The 14,836-nt window shown below is 70.8% G+C and carries 14 protein-coding genes; 5 read left to right on the top strand and 9 right to left on the bottom strand.

Features of this window, described 5'->3' with window-relative positions:
* Positions 1-11 precede the first annotated feature (11 nt).
* Together FXO23_RS42415 and FXO23_RS42410 are read right to left on the bottom strand one after the other, a co-directional pair.
* Positions 12-1,406, bottom strand: a complete 1,395-nt coding sequence (locus tag FXO23_RS42415) for a mycothione reductase (RefSeq protein WP_158893149.1) — start codon at positions 1,404-1,406, stop codon at positions 12-14.
* A 67-nt stretch (positions 1,407-1,473) separates the two neighbouring features.
* Positions 1,474-2,343, bottom strand: coding sequence for a M15 family metallopeptidase (locus FXO23_RS42410; RefSeq protein WP_425484960.1), 870 nt, complete (start codon positions 2,341-2,343; stop codon positions 1,474-1,476).
* Positions 2,344-2,533: 190 nt separating this feature from the next.
* On the opposite strand from FXO23_RS42410, the gene FXO23_RS42405 reads away from it, so the two are divergent.
* Together FXO23_RS42405 and FXO23_RS42400 are read left to right on the top strand one after the other, a co-directional pair.
* The gene (locus tag FXO23_RS42405) at positions 2,534-3,340 is read left to right on the top strand and encodes a S1 family peptidase (protein ID WP_158893147.1); all 807 of its coding nucleotides are present in this window, start codon (positions 2,534-2,536) and stop codon (positions 3,338-3,340) included.
* 19 nt (positions 3,341-3,359) lie between these two features.
* Positions 3,360-3,800: a GNAT family N-acetyltransferase gene (locus FXO23_RS42400; RefSeq protein WP_158893145.1), complete on the top strand. Its 441-nt coding sequence runs from the start codon at positions 3,360-3,362 to the stop codon at positions 3,798-3,800.
* Here FXO23_RS42400 and FXO23_RS42395 read toward each other — a convergent pair.
* Positions 3,781-4,950: an 8-amino-7-oxononanoate synthase gene (locus tag FXO23_RS42395; protein ID WP_158893143.1), complete on the bottom strand. Its 1,170-nt coding sequence runs from the start codon at positions 4,948-4,950 to the stop codon at positions 3,781-3,783. The two genes, FXO23_RS42400 and FXO23_RS42395, sit on opposite strands and share 20 nt — an antisense overlap.
* A gap of 47 nt (positions 4,951-4,997) precedes the next feature.
* On the opposite strand from FXO23_RS42395, the gene FXO23_RS42390 reads away from it, so the two are divergent.
* Positions 4,998-5,717, top strand: a complete 720-nt coding sequence (locus FXO23_RS42390) for a PIG-L deacetylase family protein (protein ID WP_158893141.1) — start codon at positions 4,998-5,000, stop codon at positions 5,715-5,717.
* Between the two features lie 105 nt (positions 5,718-5,822).
* On the opposite strand, the gene FXO23_RS42385 is transcribed toward FXO23_RS42390, so the two are convergent.
* From FXO23_RS42385 to FXO23_RS42370, 4 genes are all read right to left on the bottom strand, one after another.
* Positions 5,823-7,241 (bottom strand): DEAD/DEAH box helicase, encoded by a 1,419-nt coding sequence (locus tag FXO23_RS42385; protein WP_158893139.1) that lies wholly within the window; start codon positions 7,239-7,241, stop codon positions 5,823-5,825.
* A gap of 288 nt (positions 7,242-7,529) precedes the next feature.
* Positions 7,530-8,489 carry a serine protein kinase RIO gene (locus FXO23_RS42380; RefSeq protein WP_158893137.1) on the bottom strand — a complete coding sequence of 320 codons (960 nt, stop codon included), beginning with the start codon at positions 8,487-8,489 and terminating at the stop codon, positions 7,530-7,532.
* Positions 8,490-8,686: 197 nt separating this feature from the next.
* Positions 8,687-10,681, bottom strand: a complete 1,995-nt coding sequence (locus FXO23_RS42375; protein WP_158893135.1) for an SDR family oxidoreductase — start codon at positions 10,679-10,681, stop codon at positions 8,687-8,689.
* A 91-nt stretch (positions 10,682-10,772) separates the two neighbouring features.
* Positions 10,773-10,979: a hypothetical protein gene (locus FXO23_RS42370; RefSeq protein WP_158893133.1), complete on the bottom strand. Its 207-nt coding sequence runs from the start codon at positions 10,977-10,979 to the stop codon at positions 10,773-10,775.
* A gap of 180 nt (positions 10,980-11,159) precedes the next feature.
* Here FXO23_RS42370 and FXO23_RS42365 point away from each other — a divergent pair, with 180 nt between their 5' ends.
* Positions 11,160-12,374: an NAD(P)/FAD-dependent oxidoreductase gene (locus tag FXO23_RS42365; RefSeq protein WP_158893131.1), complete on the top strand. Its 1,215-nt coding sequence runs from the start codon at positions 11,160-11,162 to the stop codon at positions 12,372-12,374.
* A 7-nt stretch (positions 12,375-12,381) separates the two neighbouring features.
* Here the strand turns inward: FXO23_RS42365 and FXO23_RS42360 are convergent, their stop codons facing one another.
* Both FXO23_RS42360 and FXO23_RS42355 read right to left on the bottom strand, forming a co-directional pair.
* The gene (locus FXO23_RS42360; RefSeq protein WP_246258363.1) at positions 12,382-13,587 is read right to left on the bottom strand and encodes a Bcr/CflA family multidrug efflux MFS transporter; all 1,206 of its coding nucleotides are present in this window, start codon (positions 13,585-13,587) and stop codon (positions 12,382-12,384) included.
* A gap of 183 nt (positions 13,588-13,770) precedes the next feature.
* The gene (locus FXO23_RS42355; RefSeq protein WP_158893129.1) at positions 13,771-14,319 is read right to left on the bottom strand and encodes an RNA 2'-phosphotransferase; all 549 of its coding nucleotides are present in this window, start codon (positions 14,317-14,319) and stop codon (positions 13,771-13,773) included.
* A gap of 102 nt (positions 14,320-14,421) precedes the next feature.
* Between FXO23_RS42355 and FXO23_RS42350 the strand changes: the two genes are divergently transcribed.
* Entirely contained in the window at positions 14,422-14,781 is a 360-nt protein-coding gene (locus tag FXO23_RS42350) for a DUF2695 domain-containing protein (RefSeq protein ID WP_158893127.1), read from the top strand.
* Positions 14,782-14,836 lie beyond the last annotated feature (55 nt).

Raw genomic sequence — 14,836 nt, 5'->3', positions numbered from 1 at the left:
GCCGATCGGGCTCAGTCCAGGTCGAGGCCCAGCAGGGCGTTCTCGATCAGTTCGGGCATGGCGGGGTGGATCCAGTACTGGCCCCGGGCCATGCTTCGCGCGTCGAGGCCGAAGCTCATCGCCTGGATCAGCGGCTGGATCACGGTCGACGCCTGCGGGCCGATGATGTGCGCGCCGAGCAGCTGCCCGGTCGCCGGGTCGGCGAGCAGTTTCGCGAAGCCGGTGGTGTCCTCCATCGCCCAGCCGTAGGCGATGCCCGCGTAGTCCTGCTTCGAGGTGACGAAGGAGATGCCGCGCGCCCGGGCTTCCCGTTCGGTCAGGCCGACCGAGGCGATCTGCGGCGCCGAGAACACCGCGTGCGGCACGAACCGGTGATCGGCCTTGATCCGGTCGCCGGGGTTGAGCAGATTGTGCTGCACGACCCGCATTTCGTGGTTGGCGACGTGCTTGAGCTCGTACGGCGACGAGATGTCCCCGAGCGCGTAGATCCCCTCGACCGCGGTCTGCTGGTAGTCGTCCACCACCACATGCCCACTGTCCAGAGTGGACACACCGGTGGCGGCGACGTCCAGCAGGTCCGAGTTCGGGGCGCGGCCGGTGGCCACCAGCAGCAGGTCGCCCTCGACGGTCTCGGCCCCGTTCGGTCCCTCCACTTCGAGCGCGATCCCGGTGCCGGAACGCTGCGCGCGCAACGCCTTCCGGTGCAGCCGGACGTCGAAGCGGTGCATCGCGAGCTCGGTGAACCGGGCGCTGACATCCTCGTCCTCCGAGCGCAGCAGCGCGCCCGAACGCGCGATGACGGTGACTTCCACCCCGAACGACGCGAACACGTGCGCGAACTCCGCGCCGATGAACCCGCTGCCGAGGATGATCAGCCGCTTCGGCAGTTCGTCGATCCGCATGATCGTGTCGGAAGTGTGGTAGCCGGTTTCCGCGAGCCCGGGGATGTCCGGGATCACCGGGCGCCCGCCCGCGGCCAGCACGAACCGGTCCGCGGTGATCGTCTCCGGCGCCCGCCCGTCGCCGAAGGACACGCGCAGTTCCTTGTGCCCGGTGAACCGGCCCTCGCCCTCGTACACCGTGACGTTCGCGTTGTCCTCGTGCCCGATGCGGTACTCCCGGCCACCCGCCGCGATCGGGTCGATCCGGCCGAAGATCCGGTCGCGGACGTCGGCCCAGCGGACCCCGCGCAGATCCTCGTCCACCCCGAGCCGCGAGCTGATCGACGGCGTCGCCGCCACGTCCGCGGTGTGCACGAACATCTTGGTGGGGATGCAGCCGACGTTCAGGCACGTGCCGCCGAACACACCCTTTTCCACGATCGCCGTCCGCCAGTCCGCGAACCGGGGATCCAGGATCGAGTTCCCGGAGCCGGTTCCGACGATCACGAGGTCAAAGTGGGGCACGTCGCCATCCTTCGCGCGAGGGTTGCTCGGTCAGCTTGTTCAACTCCAGGCCCGGTCCGCCTGTTCCCTACTTGCCGTTCGCGCTGAAGTGCATGATGTCCTTCGGCTCGGTCCAGGTGCCGCCCCAGGTCCAGCCCGCCGAGGTGAACGCGCGCACGGCGGCGTCCCCGGGCAGCACCATGCCGGGCCGCGCGCGGGACCGGTCGGTGTAGGCGGAGGCGAGTTCGGGGAGCACCAGATCGCCCTTGGTGTACGGGTTGCAGAACGGGTTGACGTCGATCGCGAGCCCGTAGGCGTGCGCCGACCAGGTCGTCTGCCCCCGGGTGGGTCGGCAGACGAACGCGCTGGTGTTGTTGCCGTCCCCGGTCGGCGGCGCGTCCAGTTCGTCGGCCCGGGTCACCCGCATCTCCTCCATCGGGAACCGCGCCGCGAACAGCTGCCGAAACACCGCGACGACGGTGTCCGCGACGGAGCCGTTGACCAGGAGCTCGCCGGTGTGCGCCCGCCCGTCGAAGCCCCAGAACGACAGGGTCAGGTAGCGCAGCTCGTTCACCTGGACGGGGCATCCGGCCTGCCAGGTGCTGCGCGAGAGCACGCTCGAAGGCACGCCGTTGACCGTCGCGGCGAACTGGTCGTCCGCGGGCGGCGGGAGCAGGTCCTTGGTCGGCAGCGCGCGGTCGACCAGCTCGGGCGGGGTGGGCAGGACCTGGCCGAAGCCGTCCGGTCGCCGGGGCAGCGGATGCGCGCCGACCTGCCAGGCAGGCACCGGGGATGCGCTGGTGGACGGGGGTGGGGTGGTCGCCGGTGCGGGCGCGTCCATGATCATCGGGCTTGTCGGCGGGGGAGGCGGCGGGGCCGCGGGCGGTTCGCCGGAACCGCAGCCGGTGAGCAGCATCGCCGTCGCCCCGAGGAGAGCCGTCGCCGTCCGCAATCGCACGGGTCCAGCTTGGCACGAAGCAATGACCACTCCGTAGACCACCCGATTCAGTGACACCCGGAAAGCGACATCCGGACTAGGGTGTTTGCGACTGCACGCGTACATGCCGGAATCCGCTGGTTGCCGAGCGTGATCGCCATGGACCCCGATCCTGGCCCCCATTCTCCTGTCCGGTGAAAGGAGCACAACCGTGTCCGAGAAGGCTCGTCGCAAGAGAAAGCTCCTGGCCGTCGCCGGAGTCCTGGCGGCCGTGGGGGCGTTCGTCCCGGCCGCGGCGGGGGCGGACACCGCGCGCACGGGTGTCCAGCCGTACATCGTCGGCGGCACGGAAGCGTCCATCAAGGACTACCCGTACGCGGCCTACCTGACGGAGCGGTCCGGCAACCAGTTCTGCGGCGCGGTCCTGGTGAGCGACTCGGCGGCGGTCACCGCCGCGCATTGCGCCCGCGCGTTTCCGAAGTCCGACGTGCGGGTCGTGACCGGTCGGCAGAACAAGAGCAGCAGCGACGGCGAGGCCGTAACGGTGCGTGACATCTGGGTGCCGCAGGCGTTCCAGAACCCCAACACGGGCAGCGACATCGCCGTGCTGAAGCTGAGCCGTCCCGTGCGGTACCAGCCCGCGAAGCTCCCCGAGGACACCTCGTTGTACGCCGAAGGCACCCGGGCGACCGTGCTCGGCTGGGGCCGGATCGCCGAGGGCGGCGACCGTTCCGAGTTCCTGCGCAAGGTCGACGTTCCGGTCCAGGGCGACGGGTATTGCTCCAGCAAGGTCAGCACTTACAACAACAGCACCATGATGTGCGCCGGGTACCCCGAGGGCGGGAAGGACGCCTGCCAGGGCGACTCGGGCGGCCCGCTGGTGGTGGGCGAGACCGTGATCGGCATCGTGTCCTTCGGGGACGGCTGCGCGAAACCGGACAAGCCGGGCGTGTACACCCGGGTGCTCACCTTCGCAGGCGAGATCCGGCAGCAGGCCGGTACCCGGTTCCTGTTCTGAGGGATGTTAGGAATGCGGGGTGACCGAGACCCCGCATCTCCTTGACCGCCCCGGCCCGGAGCTGACCGCGGCCGAGTTGCACGACATCCTGCGGCTGCGGGTGGACGTGTTCGTCGTCGAGCAGAAGTGCCCGTACCCGGAGATCGACGGCCACGATCCGCTGGCGGGCACCCGGCATTTCTGGGTGCCCGGCGAGGCGGGCGTCGACGCGTACCTGCGCGTGCTGACCGAACCGGACGGGCGGTACCGGATCGGGCGGGTGTGCACCGCGGAATCCGCGCGTGGCCGGGGACTGGCCGCGCGACTCATGGGAGCCGCGCTCGATTTCGCCGGGGACGCGCCGAGCGTGCTGGACGCGCAGACCTACGCGCAGGGTTTCTACGCGAAGTTCGGCTACCGTCCGGTCGGCGAACCGTTCGACGAGGACGGCATCCCGCACATCACGATGCTGCGCCCCTAGGCGCCGATTCCGCGATCACCTTCGCCGCCGTGTCCACATCGGACTCACTGAGATCGGCGCGCGCGGTCAGCCGGAGCCGGGAAATGCCGTCGGGCACCGAGGGCGGCCGGAAGCAGCCGACCCGCACCCCCTGCTCGGCGCACGCCGCCGCCCAGGCGACCGCGGCCTCGGGTGAGGGCGCGTGCACCGAGATGACGGCGGCGTCCGGGGTGCTCACGGTGAACCCGGAGTCGCGCAGCAGCCCGGACAGCCGGGTCGCGGCGTCGCGCACCCGCTCCGCCAGTTCCGGTTCGCCGCGCAGCACGCCCAGTGCGGCGAGCGCGGCGGCGGCGCTGGCCGGGGCGAGCGCGGTGTCGAAGATGAAGCTGCGGGCCGTGTCGACCAGGTGCCGGATCACCCGGCGTGGCCCGAGCACCGCGCCGCCCTGGGCGCCGAGCGATTTGGACAGCGTGATCGTGGTGACCACGTCCGGCGCACCGGCCAGCCCGGCCTCGTGCACGGCCCCGCGGCCGCCTTCGCCGAGCACGCCGAGCCCGTGCGCGTCGTCGACGAGCAGCGCGGCCTTGTGCTCGCGGCAGATCGTGGCCAGGTCGGCGAGCGGGGCCAGATCGCCGTCCACCGAGAACACCGAGTCGGTGACCACCAGGGCCCGTTCCTTGCGCCGGGTGGACAGCGCGTGCTTCATCGCCGCCGGGTCGTTGTGCGCCACCGCGGCCACGTCCGCGCGGGACAGGCGGCAGCCCTCGATGAGCGAGGCGTGGATGTACTTGTCGGTGACGATGGCCGCCTCCCGGCCGGACAGCGCGGTCACCGCTCCGAGGTTCGCCGTGAAGCCCGAGGAGAACACCAGCGCCGCCTGGGCGCCGCAGAACCGGGCGAGCTCGTGTTCCAGCTCGGCGTGCAGGCCGGTCGAGCCGGTGACCAGGCGGGAACCGGTCGAGCCCGCACCCCAGCGCAGCGCGGCCGCCGCCGCGGCACCGGCCACCCGCTTGTCCCTGGCCAGCCCGAGATAGTCGTTCCCGGCCAGGTCGAGCTCCTGCTCGGCGGCGTCGCGGGGACGCAGGCGCCGGACCAGCCCGGCCTGGGTCCGCTTCTCGGCTTCGACGTCGAGCCAGTCGAAGGTCTGCTCGTGCTCGGCGGGTACGTTCACGCCTGGCAGTTTCGCATCGGTGCGGATCGAGGGTGGGAGTGAGGGGCATGACGGACGGCGACCTGTTGCCCATGCCGACGGACTGGCAGCGTGCGCTGGCGGTCGTCGCGCATCCGGACGACCTGGAATACGGCTGCGCGGGCGCCGTCGCGAAGTGGACCGCGCAGGGACGCGCGGTGACCTACCTGCTGGCTTCCCGGGGTGAGGCGGGGATCGACGGGCTGGAGCCCGAGCGGTGCGCCGAGGTCCGCACGGCCGAGCAGATCGCCAGCGCGGCCGTGGTGGGCGTCGATCAGGTGGAGTTCCTGGACCATCCGGACGGGCTGATCGAATACGGCATCCCGCTGCGCCGCGAAATCGCCGCCGCGATCCGGCGCCACCGCCCGGAACTGGTGGTGCTCATCAACCACCACGACACCTGGGAGAACGGCTGGCTGAACATGGCCGACCACCGCCACGTCGGCCAGGCCGCGCTCGACGCGGTCCGCGACGCCGGGAACCGCTGGCTCTTCCGCGACCTGGGACTCGAACCGTGGGGCGGGGTCCGCTGGGCCGCCATCGGGGCCTCGCCGCACTGCACGCACGCCGAGGACATCACCGACACCCTCGACCGCGGGATCGCCTCGCTGCGGGAGCACAAGGCGTATCTCGACGGGCTCGGCGGGGAGATGGGCGACCCGGAGGTGCTCCTGCGCGATGTCGCGATCGAGGCCGGGAAGCGGTTCGGCGGCCGCCCCGCCTGCACCTTCGAACTCGTCACCTGCTAACCGCGGCAGCCGCGGCAGGAAGGGACCTTCGCTCTCGCCAATCGTGAGCGAGGGACCTTTACTACCGTTTAACCGTAGTAAAGGTCCCTTCCTCCCGAGCGGTAACTAGCTGCGGCGGGACGGGCGAGGGCCGGAGCGCTGCGGGCGTCCGCCACCCTGCTGACCGCGGCGGCCGCGGAAGCCACCCGAGCGGCCGCCGAAACCGTTCCCGCCGCCGTGGCCCCGGGGGCCGCCGCGACGCGGTGCGGGTTCGCGGCGGCGCTCGACGACCGGTTCACCGCTGGGCTCGCGGGCGCCGGTGATGCGGGCGAGTTCCGGATCGCCGGGACGGACCTGCGCGCTTTCCACGCGAACCCCGGCGCGTTCGGTCATCCGGCGCACGGTGCGCCGCTGGTCGTGCGTGATCAGCGTGACCACGGTGCCCGACGCACCCGCCCGCGCGGTCCTGCCCGCGCGGTGCAGGTAGTCCTTGTGGTCGGCGGCCGGGTCGACGTGCAGCACCAGGCTGATCCCGTCGACGTGGATCCCGCGCGCGGCGACGTCGGTGGCGACCAGCACCGGGGTGTGGCCTTCCTTGAAGTCGGCGAGCACCCGGTTGCGCTGGCCCTGGGTCTTGCCGCCATGCAGCGCGCCGGCGTGCACGCCGACCGCGCGCAGCCGCTCGGTGAGCCGGTCGACGTGGTGCTTGGTCCGCACGAACATGATCGTGCGGCCCTCGCGGGCGCCGATCTGGGTCACCACGGCCTGCTTGTCCTGACGGGACACCTGCAGCACGTGGTGGTCCATGGTGGTCACACTCGCGGTGACCGGGGCGACCGAATGCTCGACCGGATCGCTCAGGTACGCGTCGACCAGCTTCTTGACGTCACCGTCCAGCGTGGCGGAGAACAGCAGCCGCTGCCCGCGCGCCGGGGTCAGGTCGAGGATCTCGCGGACCTGCGGCAGGAAGCCCATGTCGGCCATCTGGTCGGCCTCGTCGAGGGCGACGAAGTTCACGTCGGAGAGCACGCAGGTGCCCTGCCGCACGTGGTCGGACAGGCGCCCCGGGGTGGCGATCAGCAGGTCGACACCGCGGTTGAGCGAGTCGGCCTGACGGGTGAAGGCCATCCCGCCGACGGCGGTCCGGCACCACAGGCCGAGCGCCTTGGCCAGCGGGGTGAGCGCGTCGGCGACCTGCATGGCCAGTTCGCGGGTCGGCACCAGGACGAGCGCGCGCGGCCGCTTGGCGCGCGCCTTGCCGCCGTCCAGCCGGGCCAGCAGCGCGAGCCCGAAGGCCAGCGTCTTACCGGAGCCGGTCTGGGCGCGGCCGAGCACGTCCCGTCCGGCCAGCGCGTCCGGCAGGGTCGCGGTCTGGATGGGGAACGGTTCGGTGATTCCGGCGTCCCGGAGCGCGCGCAGCAGCGGCTCGGGCAGGTTGAGGTCCGCGAACGACTTGGTCGGGGCGGACGAGGGAGTGCTGGTGTGGCGGCGCGGCTTGCGGGCCGGACGCACAGCGGTATCCCCGGAATTGAGCGTGACTGTCACTAACTGCCTCTCGGACGTGGCACGTCGCAAGGAGGCCCGGTCGGTCCCGCGCAGGCAGGACAGCATCTCGCTCGATGGGCGTTCACAGGGACGAACCCGGTGCTTTTGACACCGTTGGTGGGTGGATTACCGCGAGCCATTCGGTCGGCTTGGCCGCGAAGAACTTCTGAAGTGTCCACGCCGCCGGTTGCGGTCTGTGATCAGTCTACCCGAGCGTGTTCGAACGCCCCAACCCGAGGCGGCATGTGTGGGCAAGGACCCACGACCTGCCGCCCCGGGTGGCGTGCCTCACGGCAGCCCGGCGGTCCGTCGCAATCGGATGATCAGCGCTTCCACGTCGAGTTCGCCGTCGTCCAGGCCGCGTGCGGCGAACCAGCGCGCGATGTTGCGCACGTCCCGGGCCAGGAAATCGGGTCCCTGCGGATTGGCCACGATGTCGACCACCTGCGGCAGATCGATGAGCATCAGCTGCTCGTCGTGCACCAGCAGGTTGTACGCCGACAGGTCGCCGTGGGTCAGGCCCTCGCCGGTGAGAACCTCGAGCGCCGCGACCAGCTGGTGCCACAGTTCCCGCAGTTCGCCCGGCTCGGGCCGCAACTGGGCCAGCCGCGGCGCGGCCGCCCCGTCGGCGTCCCCGAGGAACTCCAGCAGCAGTTCGGTTCCGTTGCGCTGCACCGGGTACGGCACCGGCGCGCCGATCGTCCACAAGCGACTCAACGCGGAGAACTCGGCGGCCGCCCACTGTTCGGCGATGAGGTTGCGCCCGAACGCGGTGCGGGTCTGTACCGCCCGCATCTCCCGCGACTTGCGCATCCGGCGGCCTTCGAGGTAGCCGGCGTCGCGGTGGAACAGCCGGTGTTCGTTGCTGCGGTACCGTTTCGCCGCCAGCAGGCACCCGTGCGGGGAGCCCGGCAGGACGCGCCGCAGCAGGTGCACGTCGGCTTCCTTGCCGGTTTTGAGGACGCCCAGTTCGACGTCCACCGCGGCCAGTTCGGTCACCAGCCAGTCCGGACGGGGTTCCGGACCGCGTTCGCCTTCGTCCCAGGTCGAGAACCGGTCGCCGCCACCGGGAATTTCGGTTTCGGTGTACGCGTCCTCGCGCAGCCGGGCGACGCGTCCGCGTTCTTCCTCGGTCATCCGGCCGGCGCGCGAGGGCGCCGGCTCGTCGTCGAACCGCGGCTTCCGCCGCTTCTGCCGCGGCGCGGTGTCGTAACGGTCTTCGTAGGTTTCGAAATCGTGCTCGCGCACTGGTAGATCTCCTCGTGGGGGGATGCCCCACCAGGAGCGCTACGGCGCGTCAGCCTCGCGGGGCGAAGGGATGGGCGGTGGCAGCGCCCGGCACAGTCCTGGACACGTGGCACCTCCTTCTCCATCACCGGCGAAACGCCGGTCCGCGATCACTCGTGCGCCATCATTTCGGCGCGGCGTCCGCCGCGCAACCGAATTTACGAACGCCGCCGCCACGCCAGCCGGGTGACCGCCCCCGCCACCCCGGCGAGCGGGGCTTTCCGCCGCTTGCCCTTGAGTTCCGGCGCCGACTCCGGCACCGCGCTGTAGGCCAGGTGTGCCGCCAGCCGCGAAGCGCGGGGCATCAGCCGGGTCGCCAGTTCCGCCGCGGTGCCCTCCGGCCGGCTCACGATCTCCGGCCGCTTCTCCAGTGCCTTGACCACCAGTTCCGCGGCCTTCTCCGGGCTGCTCGCCGGCAGCGTCCGGTACAGCCCGGTCGGCGCGATCATGTCGGTCCGCACCAGCGGCATCCGGACCGAGCTGAACGTGATCCCGTCGGACAGGGTCTCCCGCCCGGCCGCGAGGCCGAACTCCTCCAGCGCTGCCTTGGACGCCAGGTACGCGGCGAAGCGTGGGGTGTCGGTCTGCAGGCCCTGCGTGGTCACGTTCACGATGTGCCCGAACCGCCGTTCGGTCATCGACGGCAGCAGGCCGAGGATCAGCCGGACCGGCCCGAAGTAGTTGATGGCCATCGTCCGTTCGAAGTCGTGGAACCGCTCGGTCGAATGCCGGATCGACCGCCGGATCGACCGGCCGGCGTTGTTGACCAGCATGTCCACCCCGCCGAAATCGGCGAGCACGTCCTTGACCAGCCGGTCGACGGCGTCGCCGTCGGTCAGGTCGCACTGGTACACGGCGGCCTTGCCCCCGCCCTCGGCGATCTTCGCCCGCACCCGTTCGAGTTCGTCGGCGCGCCGGGCGACCAGCAGCACGGTCGCCTCCCGGGCCGCGACCTGGATCGCCGTCGCCTCCCCGATACCGGAGGACGCGCCGGTGATGAGCACGGTCCGCCCGCGCAGGGGCTCCTTCCCGCGCCGCCGCCGCGCCCGGTCCACGTCCAGGTGCTCGAGCCAGTACCGGTAGAGCGGTCCCGCGTAGTCGGCCAGTTCGGGCAGTTCGATCCCGCTGCCGACCAGTGCCGCGGTCGTCGCCGCGGTGTCGAAGTCGACCTCCAGGCTCAGATGCGGCAGCACCTCGATCGGCACCCCGAGTTCGGTCAGCACGGCCTTGCGGGCGGAGTACCCGCCGGGCAGCCGGTCGACCCCCGCGGCGCCCCATTTCGCGAGCCGCTTCCCGGCCGCCCGCACGGCGGCCGAAACGCGCGGCGGGGTCGTCGCCCCGATCCGCGGCGCCCCCGCGGCCGCGGCGAACGCGTTGTACACCTCGTTCAACGGCTGCGGCCGCGGCGAGCCCAGGTGGTACGTGCTACCCGACGGGGCGTCGCGGTGCATCAGCCATTCGATCGCGTCGACCACGTAGTCGACCGGCACCAGGTTCGTCGCCCCGAGGTCCGGACCGGCCAGGGGCAGCCGCGCGGGCAGCGCGCTCAGCCGGGAGATCGCCGGGAGGAAGTAGTAGGGCCCGTCGACCTTGTCCATCTCGCCGCTGCGCGAGTCGCCGACCACGGCCGAGGGCCGGTAGACCTTGAACGGCACCGCGTCCTGTTCGCGCACCAGTTTCTCGGCCTCGAACTTGGTCGCGTGGTACGGCGAGTCGAAGCCCTGGCCGAGATCGAAGTCGGATTCGGTGAACTTGCCGGGGTGGTTGCCCGCCACCGCGATGGAGGAGACGTGGTGCAGCCAGGACGCGCCCGCCGCCGCGGCGAAGGCGATCACGTTGCGCGTGCCGTCGACGTTCGCCGCCCGGTTCGCTTCTTCCTTGGCGGTCAGGTCGTAGATCGCGCCGAGGTGCAGGACGTGGTCGATCTTGTCGAGCCCGGCGCGGTCCACCCCCAGGGCGTCCTCGGTGAGGTCGCCGGTGACCGGCACCAGGCGTTCGGCGTGCGGCCACTGCTCGGCGAGGGCGGCCAGGCGGCCGCGGGAGGTCTCCCGCACCAGGGCGTACACGGTTCCGGTCTCCGGCCTGGCGAGCAGGCGCGCGGTCAGCCGCCGTCCGATGAACCCGGTCGCGCCCGTCACGAAGTAGTTCGTCATCCTCGACACCCTTAAGCAGGAAACGCTCTTTGTCAGTCCGAGGAGAGCTTACCTACTCATGAGTAGGAATGGTACCCGGGCGGGCGTCGGATCACATGCCTTCCGTCGCGTGGCCCACCGCCACGACGGCATCGCGTAACGCCGCGCGCAGTCTGCCGACATCCAGGGGGGCGAGCACCGCGGCCTCGCCGGGTGGAGCGACGATGACCACGCGATCGCTGCTCACGAACACCGTCAGGTCCCTTCGCCGGCCGGCCAGATCCCGGCAGCTGATGGCCCATTCCTCTTGCGCCGCCACCTGACTCGCCTCCTGCGTTTTCGCCGCATTTGTCGTGCCCTGCGGGGCTGTGACGGGTCGGCCCGGACCTCGTGACGCGATGCCGCGAAAAAACTACCGACGGGTTTCGCGGGGCTGCCGGGAACGGGCAACGGCGGTACCTTCGCCAGGTGCAGTGACGCCGTGGACGGGAGGTCAGGGATGTCCGAACCCAAGCGAGTGGTCATCGTCGGCAGCGGGCTGGCCGGCGCGTCCGCCGCGGGAGCACTGCGAGAACGCGGCTATTCGGGTGAAATCCTGATGCTCGCCGAACAAGCGCACCGGCCCTACGAGCTGCCTCCGCTGTCGAAGAGCATCCTGCTCGGCGACGCGGAAGAACCCGATTGGGTGCACGAGGAAGGCTTCTACGCCGAGCACGACATCGATCTGCGGCTCGGCGTCAGCGCGACCCGGGTGGAACTCGGCGCCCGGCTCGTCCTCGATTCGGTGGGCGACGAGCACCGCTACGACCGGCTGCTGCTGGCCACGGGTTCCGAACCGCGTTCGCTCCCGGTGCCCGGGGGTGATTCGCCGGGCCTGCGCACCCTGCGGACCCTGGACGATTCGCTCGCGCTGCGGTCGGCGTTCGAAGGCGCGGAACGCGTGATCATCGTGGGCGCGGGCTGGATCGGTACCGAAGCCGCCGCGGCCGCGCGCAAACACGGCGCCGAGGTCACGGTGATCGATCAGCTGGGCGGCCCGCTGGTGACCGTGCTCGGCGAAGCGGTGTCCGCCGTCTTCCACGAGCTGCACAACGACCACGGTGTCACCTTCAAACTGGGCGCCAGGGTCGCCGAGTTCATCGAGGACGGGAAGGGCGTGCGGCTGGCCGACGGCACCGAACTGTCCGCCGACGTGGTGCTGGTCGCGATCGGCGCCGCGCCGCGCGTCGGGCTCGCGCACGCGGCCGGGCTGGAGATCGCCGACGACGGCGGCGTCTGCGTCGACGCCGGGCTCCGGACCGCCGCGCCGGACGTCTACGCGGTCGGCGATATCGCCGCGCATTTCCACCCGCGCTACGGGCGGCGGGTGCGGGTGGAGCACTGGCAGAACGCGAAGGGGCAGGGCGCGCACGTCGCGGGCAACCTGATCGGCGAGAACGAGCCGTACACCGCGACGCCGTATTTCTTCTCGGATCAATACGATCTCGGCTGCGAGTACCGCGGCCTCGCCGATCCGGACACCGACGAGCTGGTGATCCGGGGGAGCCTGACCGCCCGCGAATTCATCGCGTTCTGGCTGCGCGACGGTCAGGTCACCGCGGCGATGAACGTCAACATGTGGGACGACGGCGACGCGCTGCAGTCCCTTGTGGACAGTCGCACGACGGTGACCGCCGTGCAATTGCGCGACGCGGAACTCGCCAGCCTGGCCTGATTCCCCGTCACGCGGCCTGCCGGGCGCCGCGGGTCAGCGTGGCGAACGCGATCAGCGCGGCGACGCCGAAACCGGCCATGACGGTGGCCATCGGGACCGCGCTGTGCCCGTTGCCGAGGCCGACCAGCGGGGTGGCGATGCCGCCGACGACGAACTGCAGCACGCCGAGCAGCGCCGACGCGGCACCCGCGTTGTGCGCGTGTTCGGCGAGTGCCAGCGAGTTCGAGTTCGGCATGACCAGGCCGATGCTGGAGACCATGAGCAGCAGCGGGATCAGCAGCACCGCGAGCGGGAAGTGCCCGATCGCCGCGAGCAGCACGCCGAGCCCGCCCGCGGCGGAGACGAGCAGGCCGGTGGTGAGCAGCGCGCGCTCCGGGAACCGGCCGACGATCCGGCCGTTGAGCTGGCCGACGAGCACGATGCCGAGGCCGTTCGCGCCGAACACCAGGCTGTACTGCTGCGGGCTGAGGCCGTACACGTCCTGCAGCACGAACGAGCTGCCGGAGATGTAGGCGAACAGCCCGGCGAACATCAGGCCGGACGCGAGCGCGTAGCCGAGGAACTTCCGGTCGGCGAGCAGCCCGGCGTAGGTGCGGAGGGTGGCGCCGAGGCGCGCCGGGCGCCGCAGGTGGGCGGGCAGCGGTTCGGGCAGGGCGACCGCGACGACCGCGAGCAGCAGCGCGCCGAACACGGTGAGGACGACGAAGACGCCGCGCCAGGAAGTGAGGGTGAGGATCTGGCCGCCGATGATCGGCGCGAGGATCGGGGCGAGCCCGTTGACCAGCATGAGCATCGAGAAGAACTTCGTCATCGCGGTGCCGGAGAACAGGTCGCGCACGGTCGCCCGGGCGATCACGATCCCGGCCGCGGCGCCGACCGCCTGCAGGCCGCGCGCGGCGATCAGGAGTTCGGTGGTGGGGCTCAGCGCGCACAGGACCGAGGCGACGGCGTAGAGCGCGAGGCCGAAGAGGAGGGGCCTGCGGCGGCCGAGCGCGTCGGAGAGCGGGCCCAGGACGAGCTGACCGATCGCGAGGCCGATGATGAACGCGGTGAGCGTGAGCTGGAGCGTGGAATCGGCGCTGTGCAGGTCCTTGCTCATCGTCGGCAGCGCCGGGAGGTACATGTCGATGGAGAGCGGGCCGAACGCGGAGAGCCCGCCGAGGATGAGCGCGTAGCGGGCGGTTTTCGGCTTTTCCGCTCCGGAAGGGTCGATTTGCTCGTTTTGTTCGATTCGCTGGGCCTGCTGCGCCGTGGTCAATTCCGCTCCCGCCAGTGTGGTTTCCGGCAGGTCGAAACCCCGCGCCCGGTGCGGTTATTCCTGGTTTTGGCTGTGATCAACAGCACTCGGTGGCGCTGTTCTTGTGCCATCAGGAAATCGTGCCCCGGCCCGGCGAATTCATTGAGTGCGGCGCAGGAATTCCGGGGGAACTCGAGCGGTGAGCCAGACGCCGTTGGCGCTGACGCGGAACTCGTGCCCGGCCGCCGCCATGGCCCGCGCGTCGACTTCGAGGACGACCGGGCGACCGCGGCGGGCGCCCACCCGGGTCGCGGTTTCGACGGACGGCGACAGGTGCACGTCGTGGCGGTTCATCGGGCGCAATCCCTCGCGCAGGATCGCTTCCAGAAAACGTTCCACGGTGCCGTGGTAGAGCAGTGCGGGCGGATCGGCGGGCGGCAGATCCAGATCCACGGCGACGCTGTGCCCCTGATTGGCGCGGATCAGCTCGCCGGTTTCGTCGAATGCGAACCTTCTTTTGTCATTCTCCGCCACGACTTCCGCCAGTTCGGCGCGGGTGAGGGACAGCCCGTGGCTGGACAGGGCGGTCAACAGCTCCTCGACGCGGACCCAGCCGCCGGGCCCCAGTTCGATGCCGATCCGTTCGGGAGCGTGCCGCAGATGCAGCGACAACCTCTTCGAGGTACGTACCAGTTTTCCTTTGTTCATTGCGGGTTCATTGACGCACACCGGTGTCGGCCGCGCAAGGTCCGCCGAACTTGTCGGACCCCGGTGCTAGACACGATGTACCCACCCCTGAGGAGGAATCACATGAACACCGGACCGCTCGCCGAAGCCGAAAACCTCGTCGGCGATCTGCAAGAGCAGTGGACCACCCCGGTCGACCGGGAGTGCCTGGCCTGCTTCGTCGTCCGCATGCTGGACGACTTCGGCTGCGACGGCACCTTCCGCTGGACCCGGCGCTGGCGGGACGCGTGCGCGCCACGGGCCACCGCACTCGAGGAACGGCTGGAGAACCGGGGAGCGTTCTGCGACTGCGAAATCGCGTGGAACGTCTATCCCGAGCAGATGCTGGCCACCGAAGAAGAGGAAGCGTCCGGGGCGCCCCCGCCGCCCTGTTCGGGAGTCTCCCGGCGCGGCTCGACCAAGCCCTGCCGGAACCACCACTAGACGGTTGATTCCGTGAAGTTGGTGTTAGTGGTCGTAGGCGGTCAGTGATCGTTTG

Source organism: Amycolatopsis anabasis, from assembly GCF_009765355.1.
GTDB lineage: Bacteria > Actinomycetota > Actinomycetes > Mycobacteriales > Pseudonocardiaceae > Amycolatopsis > Amycolatopsis anabasis.
The sequence above is the reverse complement of the archived record's forward strand: the minus strand, read 5'-3'. Positions and strand labels throughout refer to the sequence as shown.

Bases quoted from the DNA above. Each gene is read 5' to 3' on its own strand.
- FXO23_RS42390 (WP_158893141.1), top strand. From the start codon at position 4,998: ATGACGGACGGCGACCTGTTGCCCATGCCGACGGACTGGCAGCGTGCG.
- FXO23_RS42375 (WP_158893135.1), bottom strand. From the start codon at position 10,681: ATGACGAACTACTTCGTGACGGGCGCGACCGGGTTCATCGGACGGCGG.
- FXO23_RS42365 (WP_158893131.1), top strand. From the start codon at position 11,160: ATGTCCGAACCCAAGCGAGTGGTCATCGTCGGCAGCGGGCTGGCCGGC.
- FXO23_RS42355 (WP_158893129.1), bottom strand. From the start codon at position 14,319: ATGAACAAAGGAAAACTGGTACGTACCTCGAAGAGGTTGTCGCTGCAT.
- FXO23_RS42350 (WP_158893127.1), top strand. From the start codon at position 14,422: ATGAACACCGGACCGCTCGCCGAAGCCGAAAACCTCGTCGGCGATCTG.